Raw genomic sequence first — 18,917 nt, forward strand, 5'->3', positions numbered from 1 at the left:
GGGCAACGGTCCTGATGGGGGAGGCGTGACACCCGCAGGTCGTAGCCGGGCATCAACCGATCGGCTGATGCCGGTTCGAGCGCGATGGCCGATGCCGTGCAGGGCCGCTTCCCGCGACTCTGTGAGCATGGCAATCATCGAAGTGGACGGACTGCGGAAGGCCTACGGCGGCAAACCCGCCGTGGACGGGGTGTCCTTCTCGGTCGAGGTGGGGGAGATCTTCGGGATTCTCGGGCCGAACGGCGCCGGGAAGACGACAACCGTCGAGTGCGTCGGCGGACTGCGGGTGCCCGACGACGGCACCGTGCGGGTGGCCGGATTCGATCCGGTCGCCGACCACGCACGGGTGGCGAAGATCCTCGGCGCGCAGCTCCAGGAGAGCGAGCTCCAGCCGAAGATCACCGTGCGCGAGGCTCTCGAGCTCTACTCATCCTTCTACCCGAACCCCGCCGACTGGCGGCAGCTCGTCGAGCGCCTCGGTCTGGCGGACCGGATCGGGGCGCGTTTCGCCAAGCTCTCCGGCGGCCAGAAGCAGCGGCTGTCCATCGCCCTGGCTCTGATCGGCAACCCGAAAGTGGTGGTGCTCGACGAGCTGACGACCGGGCTCGACCCGCGGGCCCGCCGGGACACCTGGCAGCTGATCGAGGAGGTGCGGGACGGCGGGGTGACGGTCCTGCTGGTCACCCACTTCATGGAGGAGGCGCAGCGCCTCTGCGACCGGCTCGCCGTGATCGACAAGGGCCGGGTCGCGGCCCTCGACACCCCGGCCGGCCTGGTCCGCCGGTCGTCGAGTTCGACGGTCATTTCCTTCACCCCCTCGCAGCCCTTGGCTGCCGGTGATCTCGAAGCGCTGCCCGGCGTCGTCTCCCGGCAGGAGCGGGACGGCGGGCTCGTCATCAACGGCACGGACGAGACCGTCAACGCGCTGCTCACCCTGCTGGCCAGGCATCACATCACGGCCCACCAACTCCGGGTGGCGGATGCCACGCTGGACGACGCGTTCCTCGATCTGACGGGAGCCACCGCATGACCACCATGACCGCCCCGGCCGGCGCACAGCGGAGGGCCGGCGCATCGGCCACCGTGCTGAGGACCGAGACCCGGCTCTTCCGCCGGGAGCCCGCCACCCTGTTCTGGGTGATGGTGTTCCCCACCGCGCTGCTGGTGATCCTCGGCTCCATCCCCTCCTTCCGGCAGCACGATCCCTCGCTCGGCGGCGAACGGCTGGTCGACGCCTACGTCCCGGTCGCCGTGCTGCTCACCATGATCATGGCCGGGCTGCAGGCGATGCCCCCGGTGATCACCGGTTACCGCGAGCGCGGCATCCTGCGCCGGATGTCCACCACCCCGGTCCGGCCGCACGCGCTGCTCGGCGCGCAGATGGGACTGCACGGCGCGGCCGCGCTGCTCTCCGCGCTGCTGTCGCTCGCCGTCGGACGCATCGTCTTCGCGGTACCGCTGCCGCGGCAGGCCTTCGGCTACGTACTCGCGTTGCTCCTGGCGATCCTGGCCGCGCTGGCCCTGGGGGCCCTGGTCTCCGCGGTGTCCCGCAACGCGAAGGTCGCCAACGCGATCGGCTCGGCGGTCTTCTTCCCGATGATGTTCTCGGCGGGCGTCTGGCTGCCGGTGCAGGCCATGCCCGATTCGCTCGCCCGCATCGTGGAGCTCACCCCGTTCGGCGCGGCGGCCAGGGCCCTCGACCAGGCCGCCGCCGGGAACTGGCCGGGCTGGGCCCACCTGGCGGTGCTCGCCGTGTGGGCCGTGCTCCTGTCGGCCGGCGCCAACCGCTGGTTCCGCTGGGAGTGAGGGCGGCTGTGCGCGGGTCCGGGCAGACTGGGTGCATGACATCGGACCCGCCCGGCGCCCGCTTCCCGGCGGCGGCCGGCCCCGTGCAGCAGTCGGGCCTGGAGAGGGCCGTCGGCGTGACGGAGGCCGCCGCTATGGGGATCGAGCAGCGCTGGGCGGCGTTCTTCCGATGGGGGCCGTACGCCCTTCTGCTGATCGCCACCCTGGTCGCCGTCTCGACCGTCCGTCTGATCGGCATGACGGTCGGCGAGATGTACGCGACCGGCGGCCTGGTCCTCGGAGCGATCGGCCTCCAGCTCTGGTGGGGCGCGGCGGGCACAACCCGCCCCGGCCCTTCCGTCGCCGGTACCGCCTACTACTTCCTGCGCTGGGCGGTCGCCTTCGCCCTGACCTGGCTGAATCCGTTCTTCGCCTTCTACGCGGCCGTCGGGTACTTCGGAGCCGAGCGGCTGCTGCCCCGCCGGCTGGTACGGATCGGCCTGCTGGCGAATGCGGTAACCATGGCGGGTTCCCAGTCGGGCGGGCTGCCGCCGCACGGGCCCGTCGGCTGGGTGGTTTTCGGAGCGGTGTTCGCGGTCAACGTCGCCCTGCTGACCGTGTTCAGTCATCTCGCCGCCCAGGAGGACGAGCGGGCCCGTGTGCAGGCCGCCACCATCATCGAACTGGGGCTCACCAACGACCGGCTGCAGGCCGCCCTCGACGAGAACGCCGCCCTGCACGCCCAGCTGCTCGTCCAGGCGCGGGAGGCGGGCGTCGCCGACGAGCGCCGGAGACTGGCCGCCGAGATCCACGACACCATCGCGCAGGGACTGACCGGCATCATCACCCAGCTCGAGGTGGTGTCGCTCGCCAACGGCCAGGACACCGCACGGGAGCATCTGGCCCGCGCGCAGGAGCTCGCCCGGCACAGCCTGGGCGAGGCCCGCCGCTCGGTGCAGAACCTCAGTCCCGTCGCCCTGGCCGACGACTCCCTCCCCGAAGCCGTGAAGAAGCTCGTCGACGAGTGGTCTGCGGCGGCGGGCGTGCCGGCGGAGCTCACCGTCACCGGCACCGTCGAACCGCTGCACGACGAGGTGGAGGCCACCCTGCTGCGCATCGCCCAGGAGGCGCTCGCCAACACCGCCCGGCACGCCGGGGCAGGCCGAGTCGGCGTCACCCTCTCCTTCATGGACGACGAAATGACCCTCGACGTCCGCGACGACGGCCGGGGCTTCGACCCGCACGCGGTGGCCCCGCGCAGTACCTCCGGCGGCTTCGGTCTGGGCGGGATGCGTGCGCGGGCCGAACGGATCGCGGGCACCGTGGTGGTCGAGTCGGAGCCGGGCTACGGCACAGCCGTGTCGGCTCGCGTACCTTTGGTGCGCCATCCCTTGGTGCGCCGTCCCTGAAGGAGGAGTCACGGGACCCGGATCCATCACGCTGCTGATCGTCGACGACCACCCGGTGGTCAGGGACGGTCTGCGCGGCATGTTCGCGGAGGCCCCCGGCTTCGAGGTGCTCGGCGAGGCTGCCGACGGTGTCCAGGGCGTCGAACTGGCCGAGCGGCTCGACCCCGACGTGGTCCTGATGGATCTGCGGATGCCCGGCGGCGGCGGTGTCGCGGCCATCGCGGAGCTCGCCCGCCGGGGCGCCCGTGCCAGGGTGCTGGTCCTGACGACGTACGACACGGACTCGGACACCCTGCCGGCCATCGAGGCCGGCGCCACCGGGTATCTGCTCAAGGACGCACCGCGGGACGAGCTCTTCACCGCGGTGCGGGCGGCCGCCGCCGGCCGCACGGTGCTCTCCCCGGCGGTCGCCTCCCGACTGGTCTCCCGGGTCCGAACCCCCGGGCCGGCCGGCCACGACGCGCTGAGCACCCGGGAGCGCGAGGTCCTCCTGCTGGTCTCCAAGGGCACATCCAACCGCGACATCGCCCGGGAGCTCTTCATCAGCGAGGCGACGGTCAAGACCCACCTCACCCACATCTACGGCAAGTTGGACGTCAAGGACCGCGCCGCCGCCGTCGCCGTTGCGTACGACCGCAAGATCCTCGGCTGAGCCCGTACCGCCCACGACCTGACACCGCCAACCGGCCTCGCGTCTGACTCAGCACCTGACCTTCAGCAACAGCACCGACCGCGCCGGCACGGTGAGCGGCGCGCCGCCGGGGTGCAGGGTGCCCGGCACCCGGCGCTGGTCCTCCAGGGAGGTGTCGACGAGGAGTTCGTAGGTGTCGGCCCAGGGCGCCCCCGGCAGGAGGAAACTCACCGGCCGCTCGCCCGCATGCAGAATCGTCAGAAAGCTGTCATCGGTCACCTTTTCGCCCCGGTCGTCCCGACCCGGGATGTCCCGTCCGGAGAGGTAGACGCCGAGGGTGGCCGTGGGCGTGTACCAGTCCCGCTCGGTCATCTCGCTGCCGTACGGGGTGAACCAGGCCAGGTCCCGCAGACCGTCCGTGGCCTGCGCCCGGCCGGAGAAGAAGGCGCGGCGGCGCAGCACCGGATGGGCGTGGCGCAGCGCGAGCAACCGGGAGGTGAGGTCGAGCAGCATCCGTGGCCCCGGCTCGTCGAGCAGCGACCAGTCGACCCAGCTGACCTCGTTGTCCTGGCAGTACGCGTTGTTGTTGCCGCCCTGGGTCCGCCCCATCTCGTCGCCGGCCACCAGCATCGGCACCCCCGTCGACATCAGCAGCGTGGTCAGCAGCGAGCGCAGTCGGCGCCGGCGCAGTGCGCCGATGTCCGGGTCGTCGGTCTCGCCTTCGGCGCCGGAGTTCCACGACCGGTTGTCGTCGGTGCCGTCCCGGTTGCCCTCGCCGTTGGCCTCGTTGTGCTTGTGGTCGTAGGAGACCAGGTCGCGCAGCGTGAAGCCGTCGTGTGCGGTGATGAAGTTGATGGAGGCCTGTGGACGGCGGCCGCCCCAGGCATAGAGATCGCTCGACCCGGAGAGCCGGTAGCCCAGATCGCGCACGTCGGGCAGTGCTCCCCGCCAGAAGTCGCGCACCGCGTCCCGGTAGCGGTCGTTCCACTCGGTCCACAGCGGCGGGAAGGACCCGACCTGGTATCCGCCGTTGCCCACGTCCCACGGCTCGGCGATCAGCTTCACCCGCCGCAGGACCGGGTCCTGCGCGATCACCGCCAGAAAGGGCGAGAGCATGTCGACGTCGTGGAAGGACCTGGCCAGGGCGGCCGCCAGATCGAAGCGGAAGCCGTCGACCCCCATCTCGGTGACCCAGTAGCGCAGCGAGTCGGTGATCAGCCGCAGCACCTGCGGCTGCACCACATGCAGGGTGTTGCCGCAGCCGGTGTAGTCCGCGTACCTGCGTGCGTCGTCCTGCAGCCGGTAGTAGCCGCGGTTGTCGACACCGCGCAGCGACAGTGTCGGGCCGAGCTCGCTCGCCTCCGCCGTGTGGTTGTAGACGACGTCCAGGATCACCTCGATACCGGCCGCGTGCAGGGACTGCACCATCCGCTTGAACTCGCCCACCTGTTGGCCGTTGGTGCCCGAAGCGGCGTAGCCGGCGTGCGGGGCGAAGTAGCCGACCGAGTTGTAGCCCCAGTAGTTCTTCAGCCCGCGCCGCAGCAGATGGTCCTCGTGCGCGAACTGGTGCACCGGCAGCAGTTCGACCGCGGTCACGCCGAGCCGTACGAGATGGCCGATCGCCGCCGGGTGCGCAAGACCGGCGTACGTACCCCGCAGCTCCTCCGGGATGCCCGGGTGCCGCTGGGTGAAGCCGCGCACATGGAGTTCGTAGATGACGGTGTCCGCCCAGGGCGTTTTGGGCCGGTGGTCGTCCTCCCAGGGATCGCCGGGCGCGTCGTCGTGCACCACCACTCCCTTGGGCACGTACGGGGCGGAATCCCGCTCGTCGCGTACGGTGTCCGCGACCTCCTGCTGCGGCCAGTCACGTACGTGCCCGTAGACGGCGGGAGGCAGTGAGAACTCGCCGTCCACGGCGCGTGCGTAGGGGTCGAGAAGCAGCTTGGCCGGGTTCCAGCGGGCCCCGGTCCACGGGTCCCAGCGTCCGCCGACCCGGTAGCCGTACCGTTGCCCCGGCTGCACGCCGGGCAGAAAGCCGTGCCAGATCTCGTGGGTCAGCTCGGTGAGTTCACAGCGGGTCTCCTGCCCGTCCTCGTCGAAGAGACAGAGCTCGACGGATTCCGCCCCGCCCGCCCACAGCGCGAAGTTGGTGCCCGCGACCCCGTCCGGCCCCACCCGGTAACGCGCCCCCAGCGGCGTCGGCGCGCCGGGCCACACGGGCCGGGGCGCCGGGGCGTCCACGCCGGTCGCCTGCTGCACCGCCGCCGGTATGGCGGGCCGTACGGAATCCTGCTCGGCTGCGCTCGACACCTGTCGGCCTCCTGCGGCTCATCGGGACCGGCGTCACGAGGGCGCACGGCCTCCGGGCCGCGGCTCCCCTCGTGCACCAGGCGTGAGGTCCTTCCCTCTGTTCTGCCCGCAACAGCCGTCGATCTCACGTTTCCCCGGAAGGGGGTGGTCGTTGAGCAGTATGTGAGGAAACTGGCAAAACGGACGGGTGCGTGCATCGCGGCCATGCTGGCATGGGCGGCTCTGGCGACCGGAGCGACCGGCTGCAGCTCCGGGACCGCGGGTGACAGCGCCAAGGCGGGATCGCCCGGACAGGTGATCCGGGTGGTCCCCGAGGACGGGACGAAGGACGTCGCCGCCGACCGGAACGTCGAGGTCGCCCTCCGCGCGGGCAGACTGGAGGGGGTCAGCGTCGTGGGAGTCACGAAAGGCCGCAAGCAGCGGCTCCCCGGGAGCATCTCGGACGACGGACTGCGCTGGAGATCGTCCGGTGGACGGCTGGTCGGCGGTGCCACCTACACCGTGGACGCCACGGCGACGGACGGCCACGGCCGGCGCGTGGCCCGGCGGACCGGCTTCACCACCCATGCCGTCAGGCCGAGCTTCATCGGCTACTTCACACCGGAGAACCGGTCCACGGTCGGCACCGGGATAATCGTGTCCTTCCGCTTCAACCGCCCCGTCGAGAGCCGCGAGCGCCGCGCGGCCGTGGAGCGCGCCATCAAGGTGACCGCCCGTCCGCCGGTGCCGGTCGTCGGCCACTGGTTCGGCGGGAGCCGGCTCGACTTCCGCCCGCGCGCCTACTGGAAACCCGGCACGGCGGTCACCGTCGCGATGCGGCTGCGCCATCTGAAGGTGGCACCGGGCGTGTACGGGACCCAGCAGAAGACCGTCGGGTTCACCGTGGGCCGCTCCCAGACGTCCCTGGTCGACGCGGAGGCACACACCCTGGTCGTGCACCGGGACGGGGTACTGCTGACCACGCTGCCGGTCACCGCGGGCGCCCCCGACCACACCACGTACAACGGGAAGATGGTGATCTCGGAGAAGTACCGGGTGACCCGGATGAACGGCAGCACGGTCGGTTTCGGTGGTGAGTACGACATCCCGGACGTCCCGCACGCGTTGCGGCTGACCCGTTCCGGCACGTTCCTGCACGGCAACTACTGGGCGCCGCCGGGCGTGTTCGGCGTCACGAACACCAGCCACGGCTGCGTCGGGCTGCGCGATGTGCGGGGCGGGAGTCCGCACTCCCCGGCCGGCTGGTTCTACGACCAGGCGCTGATCGGCGATGTGGTCGAGGTGGTCAATTCCCAGGACCGACAGGTCGCCCCCGACAACGGTCTCGGCGGCTGGAACCTCGACTGGGCCCGATGGCAGGCCGGTTCGGCGCTGGGCCACTGAGAAGTCGCTCAACCCGCCATGACCTGCGCGGGCGCCGTCGAGTTGGGACGGAACGGTGACATTTCAGGGGGACCCGTGGGCGCTTGTGGTGTGATTGTCTGGCGCAGGCGCGCGGAACTCGCGTGCGGGGGTACGTGCTTCGGCGGGGCCGGGCCGTGCGCGAGGGGAGACCACCATCTTGAACGGGCGACCGATACCGGGGACATCGGCCGGTGGGCGGCAGCGGAAGTACCGGCGGCGCGGCGGTTCCGGGCTGCTGGCGCTGCTCCTGGGGGCGATGCTGCTGCTGGTCAGCGCGTGCGGCGGTGGCAGCGGCGCGGAGAGCGGCAGTGGGGGCGAGGCGAAGCAGGGCTCGGGAAGGACGGCCGGGGATACCGCGGCCTCGGAGGCGGTGGTGACGGTCGCACCGAAGGACGGCGCGGAGTCGGTCGCCACCAGCGGGGCGCTGAAAGTGACCGCGGATCAGGGCAAGCTGACCGCGGTCACCGTCCAGGACGCCAAGGGCAACAAGGTCGACGGCCGCATCGCGCCGGGCGGACGCAGCTGGAAGCCGCTCCAGCACCTGCCCGCGGCGACGAGGTTCAAGGTGCACGCGGTCGCCAAGGACGCCAAGGGCCGTGAGTCGGCGAAGGACACGACCTTCACCACGCTGGTCCCGAAGAACACCTTCATCGGCCAGTACACGCCGGAGAACGGTTCCACCGTGGGGGTCGGCATGCCGGTCTCGATCCACTTCACCCGCGGCATCACGCACCCCGACGACGTCGAGAACGCGGTCAAGGTGACCGCCGACCCGCCGGTGCCGGTCGAGGGCCACTGGTTCGGCAACGACCGGCTGGACTTCCGGCCGGAGAAGTACTGGGCGGCCGGCACCAAGGTGACCGTGAAGCTGACGCTCGACGGGGTCGAGGGCCGGCCGGGGGTGTACGGCAAGCAGACCAAGACGGTGAAGTTCACGATCGGCCGGTCGATGGTCTCCACGGTGGACGCCGACGCGCACACCATGAAGGTCGTCAAGGACGGCAAGCGGATCAGGACCATCCCGATCAGTGCCGGCGCCCCGGCGACGACCACGTACAACGGCCAGATGGTCATCAGCGAGAAGTACGCGGTGACCCGGATGAACGGTGACACCGTCGGGTTCGGCGGCGAGTACGACATCAAGGACGTGCCGCACGCGATGCGCCTGTCCAACTCCGGGACGTTCGTGCACGGCAACTACTGGGCATCGACCGGCACCTTCGGCGCGGCCAACACCAGCCACGGCTGCATCGGCCTGCACGATGTGCGGGGCGGCTGGAGCAAGCAGACGCCGGCCGCCTGGTACTACAACCAGTCGATCATCGGCGATGTGCTGATCGTGAAGAACTCCCACGACAAGACCATCCAGCCGGACAACGGGCTCAACGGCTGGAACATGTCCTGGGCGGACTGGACCCGTTAACGGAAGTTAACCTGCTGTCATGACAGTCACTCTGGAAGTTTCCGAAGGCGTCGGCACCATCCGCCTGGACCGCCCCCCGTTGAACGCGCTGAACGTCGCCATCCAGGACCGGTTGCGGGAGCTGGCCGAAGAGGCGGCCCGCCGTGACGACGTGCGCGCCGTGGTGCTCTACGGCGGCGAGAAGGCGTTCGCGGCCGGTGCGGACATCAAGGAAATGCAGGCCATGGACCATGCGGCCATGGTCGTGCGCTCCCGGGGCCTGCAGGACTCCTTCACCGCGGTGGCCCGGATCCCCAAGCCGGTCGTCGCCGCGGTGACCGGATACGCGCTGGGCGGCGGCTGCGAACTGGCGCTCTGCGCGGACTTCCGGATCGCGGGCGAGAACGCCAAGCTCGGCCAGCCCGAGATCCTGCTGGGGCTGATCCCCGGAGCGGGTGGCACCCAGCGGCTCTCCCGGCTGGTCGGTCCGTCCCGGGCCAAGGACCTGATCTTCACCGGTCGTCAGGTCAAGGCGGCGGAGGCGCTGGCCATCGGTCTGGTCGACCGGGTCGTCCCGCCGGCCGAGGTGTACGAAGCGGCGCACGCCTGGGCCGCACGCCTCGCGCAGGGCCCGGCCATCGCGCTGCGCGCCGCCAAGGAATCCATCGACGGGGGACTGGAGACGGACCTCGACACCGGGCTCGCGATCGAACGCACCTGGTTCGCCGGTCTGTTCGCCACCGAGGACCGCGAAACGGGCATGCGCAGCTTCGTCGAGGAGGGCCCCGGCAAGGCCAAGTTCCGCTGAGCGATCACCGGTCGGGTGATTAGCTACGCCTTAAGACAGCCTTAAGGCGTAGCCGATCACCACGGTCGGTGATCACCTGCGGACAGGCCGTCGCTGCAGCTCAACCCGGGTGCGGTGGGGGCTGTACTGCCATAGGCATATGCCAACCCGCGGGAAATGCCCGCCGGATTCCCGGTCGTGGATTACCCGGGAATGGCCCCGGAAGGCGCCCCGGGCAGCCATGATGGAGGGCATGGCGGGTCTGGAGGGCGTGGAGCAACCGCGGCAGCGCGCTGACGCGAACACTTCGCGCTGGTTACCCATCGCCGAGGACGAACAAGGTCTGAAGGCGCTCGAGTTGTTCGGCAATCCGGCCGAGGGCGAGGTTCGTCTGCCGTCCCGCCCGGAGTCCGCGGCCACCGCGCGCCGGCTCGCTCAATGCGTTCTGCTCCGTCAGTGGGGGCTCTCCCCGCAGATCACCGAACATGCCGTACTGCTCGTCTCGGAACTCGTCGGCAACGCCGTCCGGCACACCGGCGCCCGCGTCTTCGGACTGCGCATGCTGCGCCGCCGTGGCTGGATCCGGATCGAGGTGCGCGATCCCTCCCGCGGGCTGCCGTGTCTGATGCCGGTTCGCCCGATGGACACCAGCGGCCGTGGCCTCTTCCTGGTGGACAAACTGGCCGACCGCTGGGGAGTGGACCTGCTGCCCCGCGGCAAGGACACCTGGTTCGAGATGCGCATCGCCGACCGCCAGCCTTCCTGAGAAGCTGTCGGCCGACCGGCAGCACGGCCACCGCACGGGCAAAAATGACCGGTCTGACACGTTCGTCATGTCAATCAGTATTTTTGTCGCTATTCGCCCCTTAAATGGTCGGGTGACTGAGATCGACCGCCGCAGCGCGCTGCGGGCAGGAGCGGGTGCGGCCATCGCCGGTGCTCTCGCCGCGGGCTGTTCGGGTGGCAGGCCCGCCGCCGCACCGCCGTCCGCCCCCGCGGCGCCCGACGTTCCGTCCGGAGCGGCGAAGTCCGCCGCCCCCCGGCCGGCACCCGCGCCCCGCGCGTTTGCCGGGCAGCCCGTGCAGATCGACCACGGCCCCCGCGACCGCCCCAGGGTGGCGCTCACCTTCCACGGTCAGGGCGACCCCGCCATCGCCACCTCCGTACTCACCGAGGCCGAGCGGGCCGGCGCCCGGGTGACCGTGCTCGCGGTCGGCACCTGGCTGGACGCATATCCGCGGATGGCCCGCCGGATCCTCGACGGCGGCCACGATCTCGGCAATCACACCCTGCACCACACCTCCATCTCGACGATGGGGGAACAACAGGCGTACGCCGAGATCACCGGCTGCGCCGACCGGCTGCGCAAGCTCACCGGCTCCATCGGCAGCTGGTTCCGCCCCTCCCGCACCCCGGACGCGACCCCGCTCGTCCGGCAACTCGCCGGCCGGGCCGGCTACCCGCACGTCCTCTCGTACGACGTCGACTCCCTCGACTACACCTCGCCCGGCGCCACTGCCGTCACCCGCAACGTCACCACCGCCGTGCGCAACGGATCCGTGGTCTCGCTGCACTTCGGCTACGCGGACACCGTTGCCGCGCTGCCTGCCCTGCTCGACGCCCTCGACCGCCGCGGGCTGCACGCGGTGACCACCACGGAGCTGCTGACCCCATGACCCCTCTCACCGCAATCACCGGGAAGCGCACCACGGTGCTGCTCGCCGCTGTCCTGCTCGCCGCTCTCTCCGCCTGCGGGTCGCCCGAGAAGAAGAGCGCCCCGCAGCACCCGACCACCGAGGCCGCCGCCCCGGCCGTCAAACAGAAGACGGCCCCCGCCGGACTGCCCGGCATGCCGCCGGTGCTCGACCCGAAGGACCTCTACACGGCCGACCGGCCGAACCAGCTCTCGCCGGTCGTCAAGGATTTCCCCTCCCTGGTCTACGTGCCGAACACCCAGTCCGACACGGTGACCGTGATCGATCCGAAGACCTACAAGGTCGTCCGCACCATCCCGGTCGGCGACCAGCCGCAGCACGTCGTCCCGTCATGGGACCTGAAGACGCTCTGGGTCAACGACGACAAGGGCAATTCGCTCACCCCCATCGACCCCGCCACCGGCAAGGCGGGCAAGCCCGTCGACGTCCACGACCCGTACAACCTCTACTTCACGCCCAACGGCAAGTACGCCATCGTCATGGCCTCGCTCGACCGCCAACTCGTCTTCCGCGACCCCCACACCATGAAGATCGCCAAGACGGTCCCGGTCAGCTGCTACGGCGTCAACCACGCTGACTTCTCCGCCGACGGCCGGTACTTCATCGTGTCCTGCGAGTTCTCCGGCGAGCTGCTCAAGGTCGACACCGAGAAGATGAAGGTCATCGGCCAGCAGAAGCTCCCGCTGGACGGTGCGATGCCGCAGGACGTGAAGATCTCGCCGGACGGCAAGACCTTCTACATCGCCGATATGAAGGCCAACGGCATGTGGGTGCTGAACGGGGACAAGTTCACCACCCCGAAGCTGCTGCCCACGGGCAAGGGCGCGCATGGTCTGTACATCAGCCGCGACTCCCGGGAGATGTACATCTCCAACCGGGAAGAGGGCACCATCTCGATCTTCGACTTCCCGAAGAACAAGCTCACCAAGAAATGGGTCCTGCCGCACGGCGGCAGCCCCGACATGGGCGGGGTCTCGGCCGACGGAAAGGTGCTCTGGCTCTCCGGCCGCTACGACTCCGAGGTGTACGCCATCGACACCGGCACCGGGAAGCAGATCGCCCGCATCCCGGTCGGCGACGGCCCGCACGGCCTCGCGGTGTACCCGCAGCCGGGGCGGTACTCGCTGGGCCACACCGGCATCTTCCGCTGACCGCCCGGCTCACCGCCATGACTCTCCACTAATCTGACCTCCGACTAATCTGACCTTCGTCAGACAAGCACCAAGAAGGGGTGGACCCAGTGGCGGACATCGAAGAGGCGCGTAAGGCGTTCGGACGTCTCGATGTGGACGGCGACGGCCGGATCACGGCGAGCGAGTACAAGAGCGTCATGGCGCAGCTCGGTGACTTCCATGTGACCGAGACGGTGGCCCAGTCCATCATCAAGTCCAAGGACGCTAACGGCGACGGCAAGCTCTCCTTCGACGAGTTCTGGGCCGCGCTCAACAAGTAGGCGTGCCGGTGGGCGCCGTACGAGCCGGATCGGCAGTACGGCGCCCAGCGAGCCGCAGGTTCGGTGTTGCCCGAACCGAGCCGCATCCGGAATACCTCGCCCGCCCCGGGGGTTGCCGCCGACGCGAGGACACGTCAGCACCCGGAGGGCAAGTCATGAAGATCGGCATCATCGGCGCCGGCCAGATCGGCGGCAATCTCACCCGGCGGCTCACCACCCTGGGACACCAGGTGTCGGTGGCCAACTCGCGCGGGCCGCAGACGCTGGGCGCACTTGCCGAGGAGACCGGCGCCACCCCGGTCACGGTCGCCGACGCGGCGCGCGGGGCGCAAGTCGTCGTGATCACCATTCCGCTGAAGGCCGTGCCCGAGCTCCCTTCCGGGCTGCTCGACGAGGCCGCCGACGGCGTCGCCGTGATCGACACCGGGAACTACTACCCGCAGCAGCGGGACGGCCGTATCGCCGCCATCGAGGACGGCCAGCCGGAGAGCGGCTGGACGGCCGAACAGATCGGCCGCCCGGTCATCAAGGCGTTCAACGGCATCTACGCCCACAACATCATCGACCAGCATCTCCCGCCCGGCGCCCCCGGCCGCTACGCCCTGCCGGTGGCCGGCGACGACGAGGCCGCCAAGCAGGTCGTACGGGACCTCATCGACGAGATCGGCTTCGACACGGTGGACGCCGGCGGCCTCGACGCGTCCTGGCGTCAGCAGCCCGGCACACCGGTGTACGGCCTTTCCGGCAGCGTGGACGACGTGCGCAAGGCCCTGGAAGCGGCCTCGCCGGAGCGAACGGCCGCCTGGCGGGCGTAACGAACCGGTGGCCGGCTCGGCCTACCCGACTTTGGCCCACTCGCGCAGCGCCGTCTTGCTGGCGAAGTCGGCCACGCTCTTGTCGAGCGGATGGTCGGTGTACTGGTGGAATCGCCACTTCGCCTTGATGCGGGGCTTTCCCGCAGTCACGTAGTCGGCGATCCAGAGCCCGTCACCCGCGTACGAGGTGGTGTCGACGTTCAGCCAGAAGTTGCGGTTCGCGTACAGCAGCACCCGGTGATGCGGTCGCAGCCGCTTGACCTCGCGGATGAAGCGGTCCTTCTCGGAGTTGCTCGCGTGAGTGCCCTCGCCGGTGCTCTCCCAGTCCACCGCGAGCAGGTCGGATCCCTGCTCCGGGGCTTTGCTGACGAAGTACTCGGCCTGGGTCGTGATGTTGCCCGGCCACAGAAAGTGGTAGAAGCCGACGACGCAACCGCCGTCCCGGGCATGCTTGGTCTGCGCGGTGAGCCGCGGATTGACGTAGGTGTGGCCCTCGGTGGCCTTGATGAAAACAAAGCTGACACCGTCGGTGTCGAACGACGACTGGTACGCACTCACATCGATGCCGTGCAGCATCGGCATCGCCTCCTCGCGGCTCGTGGGGGGACCTCGGTATCCCCTTACCCGTTCGGAAGGCAGAACCAGCACTCGAACGTGTTAACGGCCGACGTGCGGGGCTCGTTGCACCCCTCGGTGGTGACGACGAGCGACACGTCGTGCCTTCCGGAACCGAACGAGTTCGCCGGCGCGGCTTCCCACCGCCCGGTACGGGCCTCTCCCGTGACCACGTCCAACGCGGCCCGCTCGTCGACCCGTTGGACGTTGCGGTTCATCGGCGCCACCCCGTCCCACAACGCCAGGATCGCCGCCATCGCCCCCAAAGCCCCGGGGGCGCCCGGCAGATGACCCGTCATGGTCTTGGTGGCGGTGACCACAGACTCCGTACCGATGGTGGCGGTGATCGCTTCGGCCTCGGCCAGAGACGGCGCATGCCCCGGCCGCCCGGGGGCACACGCCTGTCGGAGATCACGGGTCGCGCAGGCTCGTGAGCAGACGTCCGATCTGGTGAATCGGGTCGGTCCTTGTCGGTCCGAGGGGCGAGTCCGCAATGCGACTGAGATCCAGTGATCCTCACAGACCGGGCTGGCGGCGGGTACGGCAGGGCCGGGGTTTCCGCTATCTCGACCGGCAGGGAGACCCGCTCCGCGACAGGGACCAGCTGGACCGCCTGCGGGCCCTCGCCATCCCGCCGGCCTGGACGGATGTCTGGATCTGCCCCTGGCCCAACGGTCACCTCCAGGCCGTCGGCACGGACGCCGCCGGACGACGGCAGTACCTCTACCACCCGGAGGCGCGGGCCCGCCAGGAGCAGGCCAAGCACGAGCGGGTCCGGGAGATCGCGGCCGCTCTGCCGGATCTCAGACTCCGGGTGGCCGTTCACCTGTCGGCGCGCGGACTCGGCAGGGACCGGGTACTGGCCTGCGCCGCCCGTCTGCTGGATCTGGGCTTCTTCCGGGTCGGCAACGAGAGCTACGCCCGCGACCACCACACCTACGGGTTGACGACGATGCGCCGGGATCACGCGCTCTGCCGACGGGGAGAGATCGAATTCTGCTACCCGGCCAAGGGCGGCAAGCAGCTGGTGCGCGCGGTGGTCGACGAGCAGGCGTACGAGACGGTGCGGGCGTTGCTGCGCCGGCGCGGTGGCGGCGATCAGCTCTTCGAGTACTGGGAGGGGCGCGCCTGGCACGAGGTGCGCAGCACCGAACTCAACGACTGTCTGCGCAGGCTCTCGGGCGTGGACATCACGGCCAAGGACTTCCGGACCTGGCACGCCACGGTGCTGGCGGCGGTGGGTCTGGCGGTGTCCGCCCCGGCGGCGGCGCGGTCCGGGACGGCCCGCCGCCGGGCCGTCGTCCGGGTGGTGCGGGAGGTGAGCGACTACCTGGGCAACACCCCGGCGGTCTGCCGCGCTTCGTACATCAACCCGCGTCTCTTCGAGCTCTTCGACGAGGGCCGCACCATCGCGGCGGACCTCGAACGCCTCGGCGAGGTGGCGAGGTACGGCAGCCCGGCGACCCAGGGCCCCGTCGAAGAGGCGGTACGGAGTCTGCTCGGGTGAGCCGCATCCGTACCGCCTTCTCGACGGGCCGCCGACCGGGAGTGCCCGGCTAGATCATTTCTCCCAGCTCATCTTCCTCGATCCGGGCTTCCCTGCGGGCCTCCGCGACATGCTCCTCCACCTCGGCCTGCGGTAGCTTCGACCGCAGAGCCAGCAGGTAGACGATCGCCGCGAGCGCCAGGTTGACCAGGAAGCCCCACCCGAGCCCGATGTAGCCCAGCCCGCCGTCGTAGTCGCCCACCCAGCTGATGATGGCCAGGCCGCCCAGCCACGGCACGACCCAGGTCGCGCCCGCTTTCCAGTCCATCTTCGGCGAGCGGCCCTTGTCGAGTGCCTCGAAGATCGCCAGGAAGACGAACCCGATGCAGATCGTCACGAACAGCTTCCAGTTGGTCTTCCAGCCGGCCCAGTAGACGATCAGATTCGCGGAGTACAGGGCGAGAAACGGAATGATGTCTCCGCCGGGCACTCGGAACGGTCGCTCCTGGTCCGGGATCTGGCGTCGCATGGCGGCCAGCACGAGCGGGCCCGCACCGAACGACAACACCGTCGCCGAGGTGATGAAACCGACCAGCTGCTGCCAGCTCGGGAAGGGCAGGAAGACGATCAGACCCAGCACGAACGTGACGAGCAGGCTCACCATCGGAGCCCCCCGCGATGTCGTCTTGGTGAGGCCCTCCGGCGCGTTCCGGTTCTGCCCCATCGCGTAGGAGATGCGCGCGGTGACCGTGGTGTAGATCAAGCCGGTGTCCGCGGGAGAGATCACCGCATCGACGTACAGGATGTAGGCCAGCCAGCCCAGCCCGATCGCGCTCGCGATCGCTGCCAGCGGGCCGAAGTCGTTCGCGAACGAGAGGCTGAGCCAGCCGCCCGAAGACTTCAGGTCATGACCCGGAACCGCACCGATGAAGGCGACCTCGAGAAGAATGTAGATCACCGCGGTGAGCAGCACCGAACCGATGATCGCGAACGGCACGTTCCGCTTCGGATTGCTCGTCTCGCCGGCCAGCTCCACGCCCTGCCGGAAGCCCAGGAAGGAGAACGTGATCCCCGCCGTGGAGATGGCGGTGAACACGCCCTTCGCCCCGCCCGGCGAGAACCCGCCGAAACTGGCGGTCGAGAAGTTGCTGCCGTGGAAGGCGGTGACGAAGAAGGCCGCGATCACCATGAGGATGACGCCCAGCTTCCACCACACCAGGACGTTGTTCACCCGGGCGAACCAGCGGATACCGAAGTAGTTCAGCGCCACGAAGCAGGCCATCGCGATGACCGCCACGAGGTATCCCAGCCCGGTGAGCGTGTGGGTACCGGTCGACGGATGGGAAACGGTGAAGTCCGCCCACTTGGTGGCGTACTGCAGAGCTCCCTCCACCTCGATGGGAGCCACGGTCGCCGCGGCGATCCAGGTGATCCAGCCCATGGTGTAGCTGGCGAACGATCCGAACGACAGGTGCGGGAACCGCACCACACCGCCGGACAGCGGGAACATCGTGCCCAGCTCCGCATAGCAGAGCCCGATGAGCAGAATCATCACCGCGGCGATCGCCCAGGAGAACACCGAGGCGGGCCCCGCCTCCCGGGCCGCGTTCAGCGCTCCGAACAGCCAGCCCGAGCCGATGATCGAGCCGACGCCCGCGAACAACAGGCTGATCCGGCCCATGTCCCGGCGCAGTCTGGGCTCTTCCGCAGGCTCTCCGGGAGGCCTGGAAATCGTTGTCATGAGACCAACCCCTGTCGTCTCTCTGCCCTAGCCTCCTGGGGGGCTTTCTTCTCTCGTGTTTTCACAGCCCACCCCTGCCCAGCAACGTGACTGTCATGTCAGGCGAAAGGTGAGGAGAAGCGCCGCCCGGCTGCTCGCGCGGCATGCTGGCTCCGGTCCTGCCCGGCTCCGGTCTGCCCGGCTCCGGTCCTGCGGAGCGTAGTACAAGCCGGAGTGGATCGGCAGGGGCGACGCGGACGCGGCTCAGTCCACTCGGACGGCTGCGCTGCAGGGGCCGGAGCTCGGGGAACGGACCCGAGCGGGCCAACTGCGGTTGCCGCGGCCGACGGGTGGCGGGAGCCTGACCCTTGGTTGAACGGGCGGCTCGCACCCGCGCTCCCGCAACCCCACGAACCACCCCAACGCCACCGCCCCCGGAGGGTGACCATGCCCAAGATGACCGAGTACAGCAATGGAACGCCGTGTTGGATCACTCTGTCGGCGCCCGATCTCAACGAAGCCAAGGATTTCTACGGGCAGGTGTTCGGCTGGGACTTCGACGACATGGGAGAGGAGTTCGGCCACTACCAGATCGCGAAGCGCCACGGGGAACCGGTCGCCGGGATCGGCCCGCACGTGTCCACATCTGGGGACCCCGCGTGGATGACGTTTCTGTCGACGGACGATCTGGACGCCATCGCGAAGAAGATCCCGGACGCGGGCGGTGCCGTGGTGACCGAGCCGATGGACGTCCCCGGCCAGGGCCGCATGGTGGTGGCCTCCGACGCCGCCGGCGCGCCCTTCGGGCTCTGGCAGGGCACCGGCATGCACGGCGCGGGGCTGGCCAACGAAACCGGCACGTTCGTCTGGAACGAGAACCTGTCCACCGACCCGGCCCGCGCCCGCGACTTCTATCAGCAGGTCTTCGGCTACGCCTACGAGAAGCCGGAGGGCATGGACACGTCCGAGATCGCCGAGTACCACATGGCCAAGGTTGACGGGCGGCCGGTCGGTGGCATCGGCTCGCAGCCCCGCATGCTCCCCCCGGGCACGCCGTCGTTCTGGAACACCTACTTCTGCGTCGACGACACCGACCAGTCGGTGGCCACGATCAGGCAGCAGGGCGGCGAGATCCTCGTGGAGCCGCAGGACGCGCCGTTCGGCCGGTTCGCTGTCGCCCGGGACAAGGGCGGAGCGAGCTTCGCCGTCGTGACCCCTCCGGCCGGCTGACGGGGCGGCCTTTCGGCGTTCAGGCCCGTACGTGGAGGGGCGCGGGCCGTTCATGCTCCGCGCTCCGCATGAGGAGGGGCCGCAGGGGACCGGTGCGGGTTGTCGTACTGTCCCAGTGCACAAGGGCTCCTTCTGCCACACCGGTTGGGGGCACA

Annotated in this window: 18 protein-coding genes; 14 read left to right on the top strand and 4 right to left on the bottom strand. The window is 69.8% G+C overall.

Annotation, left to right across the window (positions count from 1 at the left end; genetic code table 11):
- Positions 1 to 127 precede the first annotated feature (127 nt).
- The 4 genes from AB0436_RS19830 (at position 128) to AB0436_RS19845 (ending at position 3,846) form a co-directional block, all read left to right on the top strand.
- On the top strand, positions 128 to 1,030 hold the full coding sequence (locus AB0436_RS19830; RefSeq protein ID WP_366469209.1) for an ABC transporter ATP-binding protein: 903 nt from the start codon (positions 128 to 130) through the stop codon (positions 1,028 to 1,030).
- Positions 1,027 to 1,806 (top strand): ABC transporter permease, encoded by a 780-nt coding sequence (locus AB0436_RS19835; RefSeq protein ID WP_366469210.1) that lies wholly within the window; start codon positions 1,027 to 1,029, stop codon positions 1,804 to 1,806. The genes AB0436_RS19830 and AB0436_RS19835 overlap by 4 nt, the downstream gene beginning before the upstream one ends.
- A gap of 134 nt (positions 1,807 to 1,940) precedes the next feature.
- Positions 1,941 to 3,194 carry a sensor histidine kinase gene (locus tag AB0436_RS19840; protein WP_366469431.1) on the top strand — a complete coding sequence of 418 codons (1,254 nt, stop codon included), beginning with the start codon at positions 1,941 to 1,943 and terminating at the stop codon, positions 3,192 to 3,194.
- Complete coding sequence (locus AB0436_RS19845) at positions 3,172 to 3,846, top strand: response regulator transcription factor (RefSeq protein WP_366469432.1); 675 nt, start codon at positions 3,172 to 3,174, stop codon at positions 3,844 to 3,846. The genes AB0436_RS19840 and AB0436_RS19845 overlap by 23 nt, the downstream gene beginning before the upstream one ends.
- Before the next feature lie 48 nt (positions 3,847 to 3,894).
- On the opposite strand, the gene glgX is transcribed toward AB0436_RS19845, so the two are convergent.
- Complete coding sequence (glgX, locus tag AB0436_RS19850) at positions 3,895 to 6,135, bottom strand: glycogen debranching protein GlgX (protein WP_366469211.1); 2,241 nt, start codon at positions 6,133 to 6,135, stop codon at positions 3,895 to 3,897.
- A 204-nt stretch (positions 6,136 to 6,339) separates the two neighbouring features.
- On the opposite strand from glgX, the gene AB0436_RS19855 reads away from it, so the two are divergent.
- The 8 genes from AB0436_RS19855 (at position 6,340) to AB0436_RS19890 (ending at position 13,711) form a co-directional block, all read left to right on the top strand.
- Positions 6,340 to 7,518, top strand: coding sequence for an Ig-like domain-containing protein (locus tag AB0436_RS19855; protein ID WP_366469213.1), 1,179 nt, complete (start codon positions 6,340 to 6,342; stop codon positions 7,516 to 7,518).
- A gap of 178 nt (positions 7,519 to 7,696) precedes the next feature.
- Entirely contained in the window at positions 7,697 to 8,962 is a 1,266-nt protein-coding gene (locus AB0436_RS19860; protein WP_366469214.1) for an Ig-like domain-containing protein, read from the top strand.
- Positions 8,963 to 8,981: 19 nt separating this feature from the next.
- Positions 8,982 to 9,749 carry an enoyl-CoA hydratase-related protein gene (locus tag AB0436_RS19865; protein WP_366469216.1) on the top strand — a complete coding sequence of 256 codons (768 nt, stop codon included), beginning with the start codon at positions 8,982 to 8,984 and terminating at the stop codon, positions 9,747 to 9,749.
- Between the two features lie 220 nt (positions 9,750 to 9,969).
- Positions 9,970 to 10,494 carry an ATP-binding protein gene (locus AB0436_RS19870; protein WP_366469217.1) on the top strand — a complete coding sequence of 175 codons (525 nt, stop codon included), beginning with the start codon at positions 9,970 to 9,972 and terminating at the stop codon, positions 10,492 to 10,494.
- 67 nt (positions 10,495 to 10,561) lie between these two features.
- Positions 10,562 to 11,404, top strand: coding sequence for a polysaccharide deacetylase family protein (locus tag AB0436_RS19875; protein ID WP_366469218.1), 843 nt, complete (start codon positions 10,562 to 10,564; stop codon positions 11,402 to 11,404).
- Entirely contained in the window at positions 11,401 to 12,594 is a 1,194-nt protein-coding gene (locus AB0436_RS19880) for a YncE family protein (RefSeq protein ID WP_366469219.1), read from the top strand. Before AB0436_RS19875 ends, AB0436_RS19880 begins: the two co-directional genes overlap by 4 nt.
- Before the next feature lie 89 nt (positions 12,595 to 12,683).
- Complete coding sequence (locus AB0436_RS19885; RefSeq protein WP_366469220.1) at positions 12,684 to 12,896, top strand: EF-hand domain-containing protein; 213 nt, start codon at positions 12,684 to 12,686, stop codon at positions 12,894 to 12,896.
- 8 nt (positions 12,897 to 12,904) lie between these two features.
- Positions 12,905 to 13,711 (top strand): NAD(P)-binding domain-containing protein, encoded by an 807-nt coding sequence (locus AB0436_RS19890; RefSeq protein WP_366469222.1) that lies wholly within the window; start codon positions 12,905 to 12,907, stop codon positions 13,709 to 13,711.
- A gap of 21 nt (positions 13,712 to 13,732) precedes the next feature.
- Here the strand turns inward: AB0436_RS19890 and AB0436_RS19895 are convergent, their stop codons facing one another.
- Both AB0436_RS19895 and AB0436_RS19900 read right to left on the bottom strand, forming a co-directional pair.
- Positions 13,733 to 14,287 carry a glycoside hydrolase family 25 protein gene (locus AB0436_RS19895; protein ID WP_366469433.1) on the bottom strand — a complete coding sequence of 185 codons (555 nt, stop codon included), beginning with the start codon at positions 14,285 to 14,287 and terminating at the stop codon, positions 13,733 to 13,735.
- A gap of 44 nt (positions 14,288 to 14,331) precedes the next feature.
- Entirely contained in the window at positions 14,332 to 14,820 is a 489-nt protein-coding gene (locus AB0436_RS19900; RefSeq protein ID WP_366469223.1) for a hypothetical protein, read from the bottom strand.
- Between AB0436_RS19900 and AB0436_RS19905 the strand changes: the two genes are divergently transcribed.
- Entirely contained in the window at positions 14,820 to 15,833 is a 1,014-nt protein-coding gene (locus AB0436_RS19905) for a DNA topoisomerase IB (RefSeq protein WP_366469224.1), read from the top strand. The two genes, AB0436_RS19900 and AB0436_RS19905, sit on opposite strands and share 1 nt — an antisense overlap.
- A 49-nt stretch (positions 15,834 to 15,882) precedes the next feature.
- On the opposite strand, the gene AB0436_RS19910 is transcribed toward AB0436_RS19905, so the two are convergent.
- Positions 15,883 to 17,553: an APC family permease gene (locus tag AB0436_RS19910; RefSeq protein ID WP_366469225.1), complete on the bottom strand. Its 1,671-nt coding sequence runs from the start codon at positions 17,551 to 17,553 to the stop codon at positions 15,883 to 15,885.
- Between the two features lie 426 nt (positions 17,554 to 17,979).
- Here AB0436_RS19910 and AB0436_RS19915 point away from each other — a divergent pair, with 426 nt between their 5' ends.
- Positions 17,980 to 18,762: a VOC family protein gene (locus AB0436_RS19915; protein WP_366469226.1), complete on the top strand. Its 783-nt coding sequence runs from the start codon at positions 17,980 to 17,982 to the stop codon at positions 18,760 to 18,762.
- Positions 18,763 to 18,917 lie beyond the last annotated feature (155 nt).

The organism is Streptomyces sp. NPDC051322, assembly GCF_040689485.1.
Lineage (GTDB): Bacteria > Actinomycetota > Actinomycetes > Streptomycetales > Streptomycetaceae > Streptomyces.

Bases quoted from the DNA above. Each gene is read 5' to 3' on its own strand.
- AB0436_RS19830 (WP_366469209.1), top strand. From the start codon at position 128: ATGGCAATCATCGAAGTGGACGGACTGCGGAAGGCCTACGGCGGCAAA.
- AB0436_RS19835 (WP_366469210.1), top strand. From the start codon at position 1,027: ATGACCACCATGACCGCCCCGGCCGGCGCACAGCGGAGGGCCGGCGCA.
- AB0436_RS19840 (WP_366469431.1), top strand. From the start codon at position 1,941: ATGGGGATCGAGCAGCGCTGGGCGGCGTTCTTCCGATGGGGGCCGTAC.
- AB0436_RS19855 (WP_366469213.1), top strand. From the start codon at position 6,340: ATGCTGGCATGGGCGGCTCTGGCGACCGGAGCGACCGGCTGCAGCTCC.
- AB0436_RS19865 (WP_366469216.1), top strand. From the start codon at position 8,982: ATGACAGTCACTCTGGAAGTTTCCGAAGGCGTCGGCACCATCCGCCTG.
- AB0436_RS19870 (WP_366469217.1), top strand. From the start codon at position 9,970: ATGATGGAGGGCATGGCGGGTCTGGAGGGCGTGGAGCAACCGCGGCAG.
- AB0436_RS19875 (WP_366469218.1), top strand. From the start codon at position 10,562: ATGTCAATCAGTATTTTTGTCGCTATTCGCCCCTTAAATGGTCGGGTG.
- AB0436_RS19880 (WP_366469219.1), top strand. From the start codon at position 11,401: ATGACCCCTCTCACCGCAATCACCGGGAAGCGCACCACGGTGCTGCTC.
- AB0436_RS19895 (WP_366469433.1), bottom strand. From the start codon at position 14,287: ATGCTGCACGGCATCGATGTGAGTGCGTACCAGTCGTCGTTCGACACC.
- AB0436_RS19905 (WP_366469224.1), top strand. From the start codon at position 14,820: ATGCGACTGAGATCCAGTGATCCTCACAGACCGGGCTGGCGGCGGGTA.
- AB0436_RS19910 (WP_366469225.1), bottom strand. From the start codon at position 17,553: ATGACAACGATTTCCAGGCCTCCCGGAGAGCCTGCGGAAGAGCCCAGA.
- AB0436_RS19915 (WP_366469226.1), top strand. From the start codon at position 17,980: ATGCCCAAGATGACCGAGTACAGCAATGGAACGCCGTGTTGGATCACT.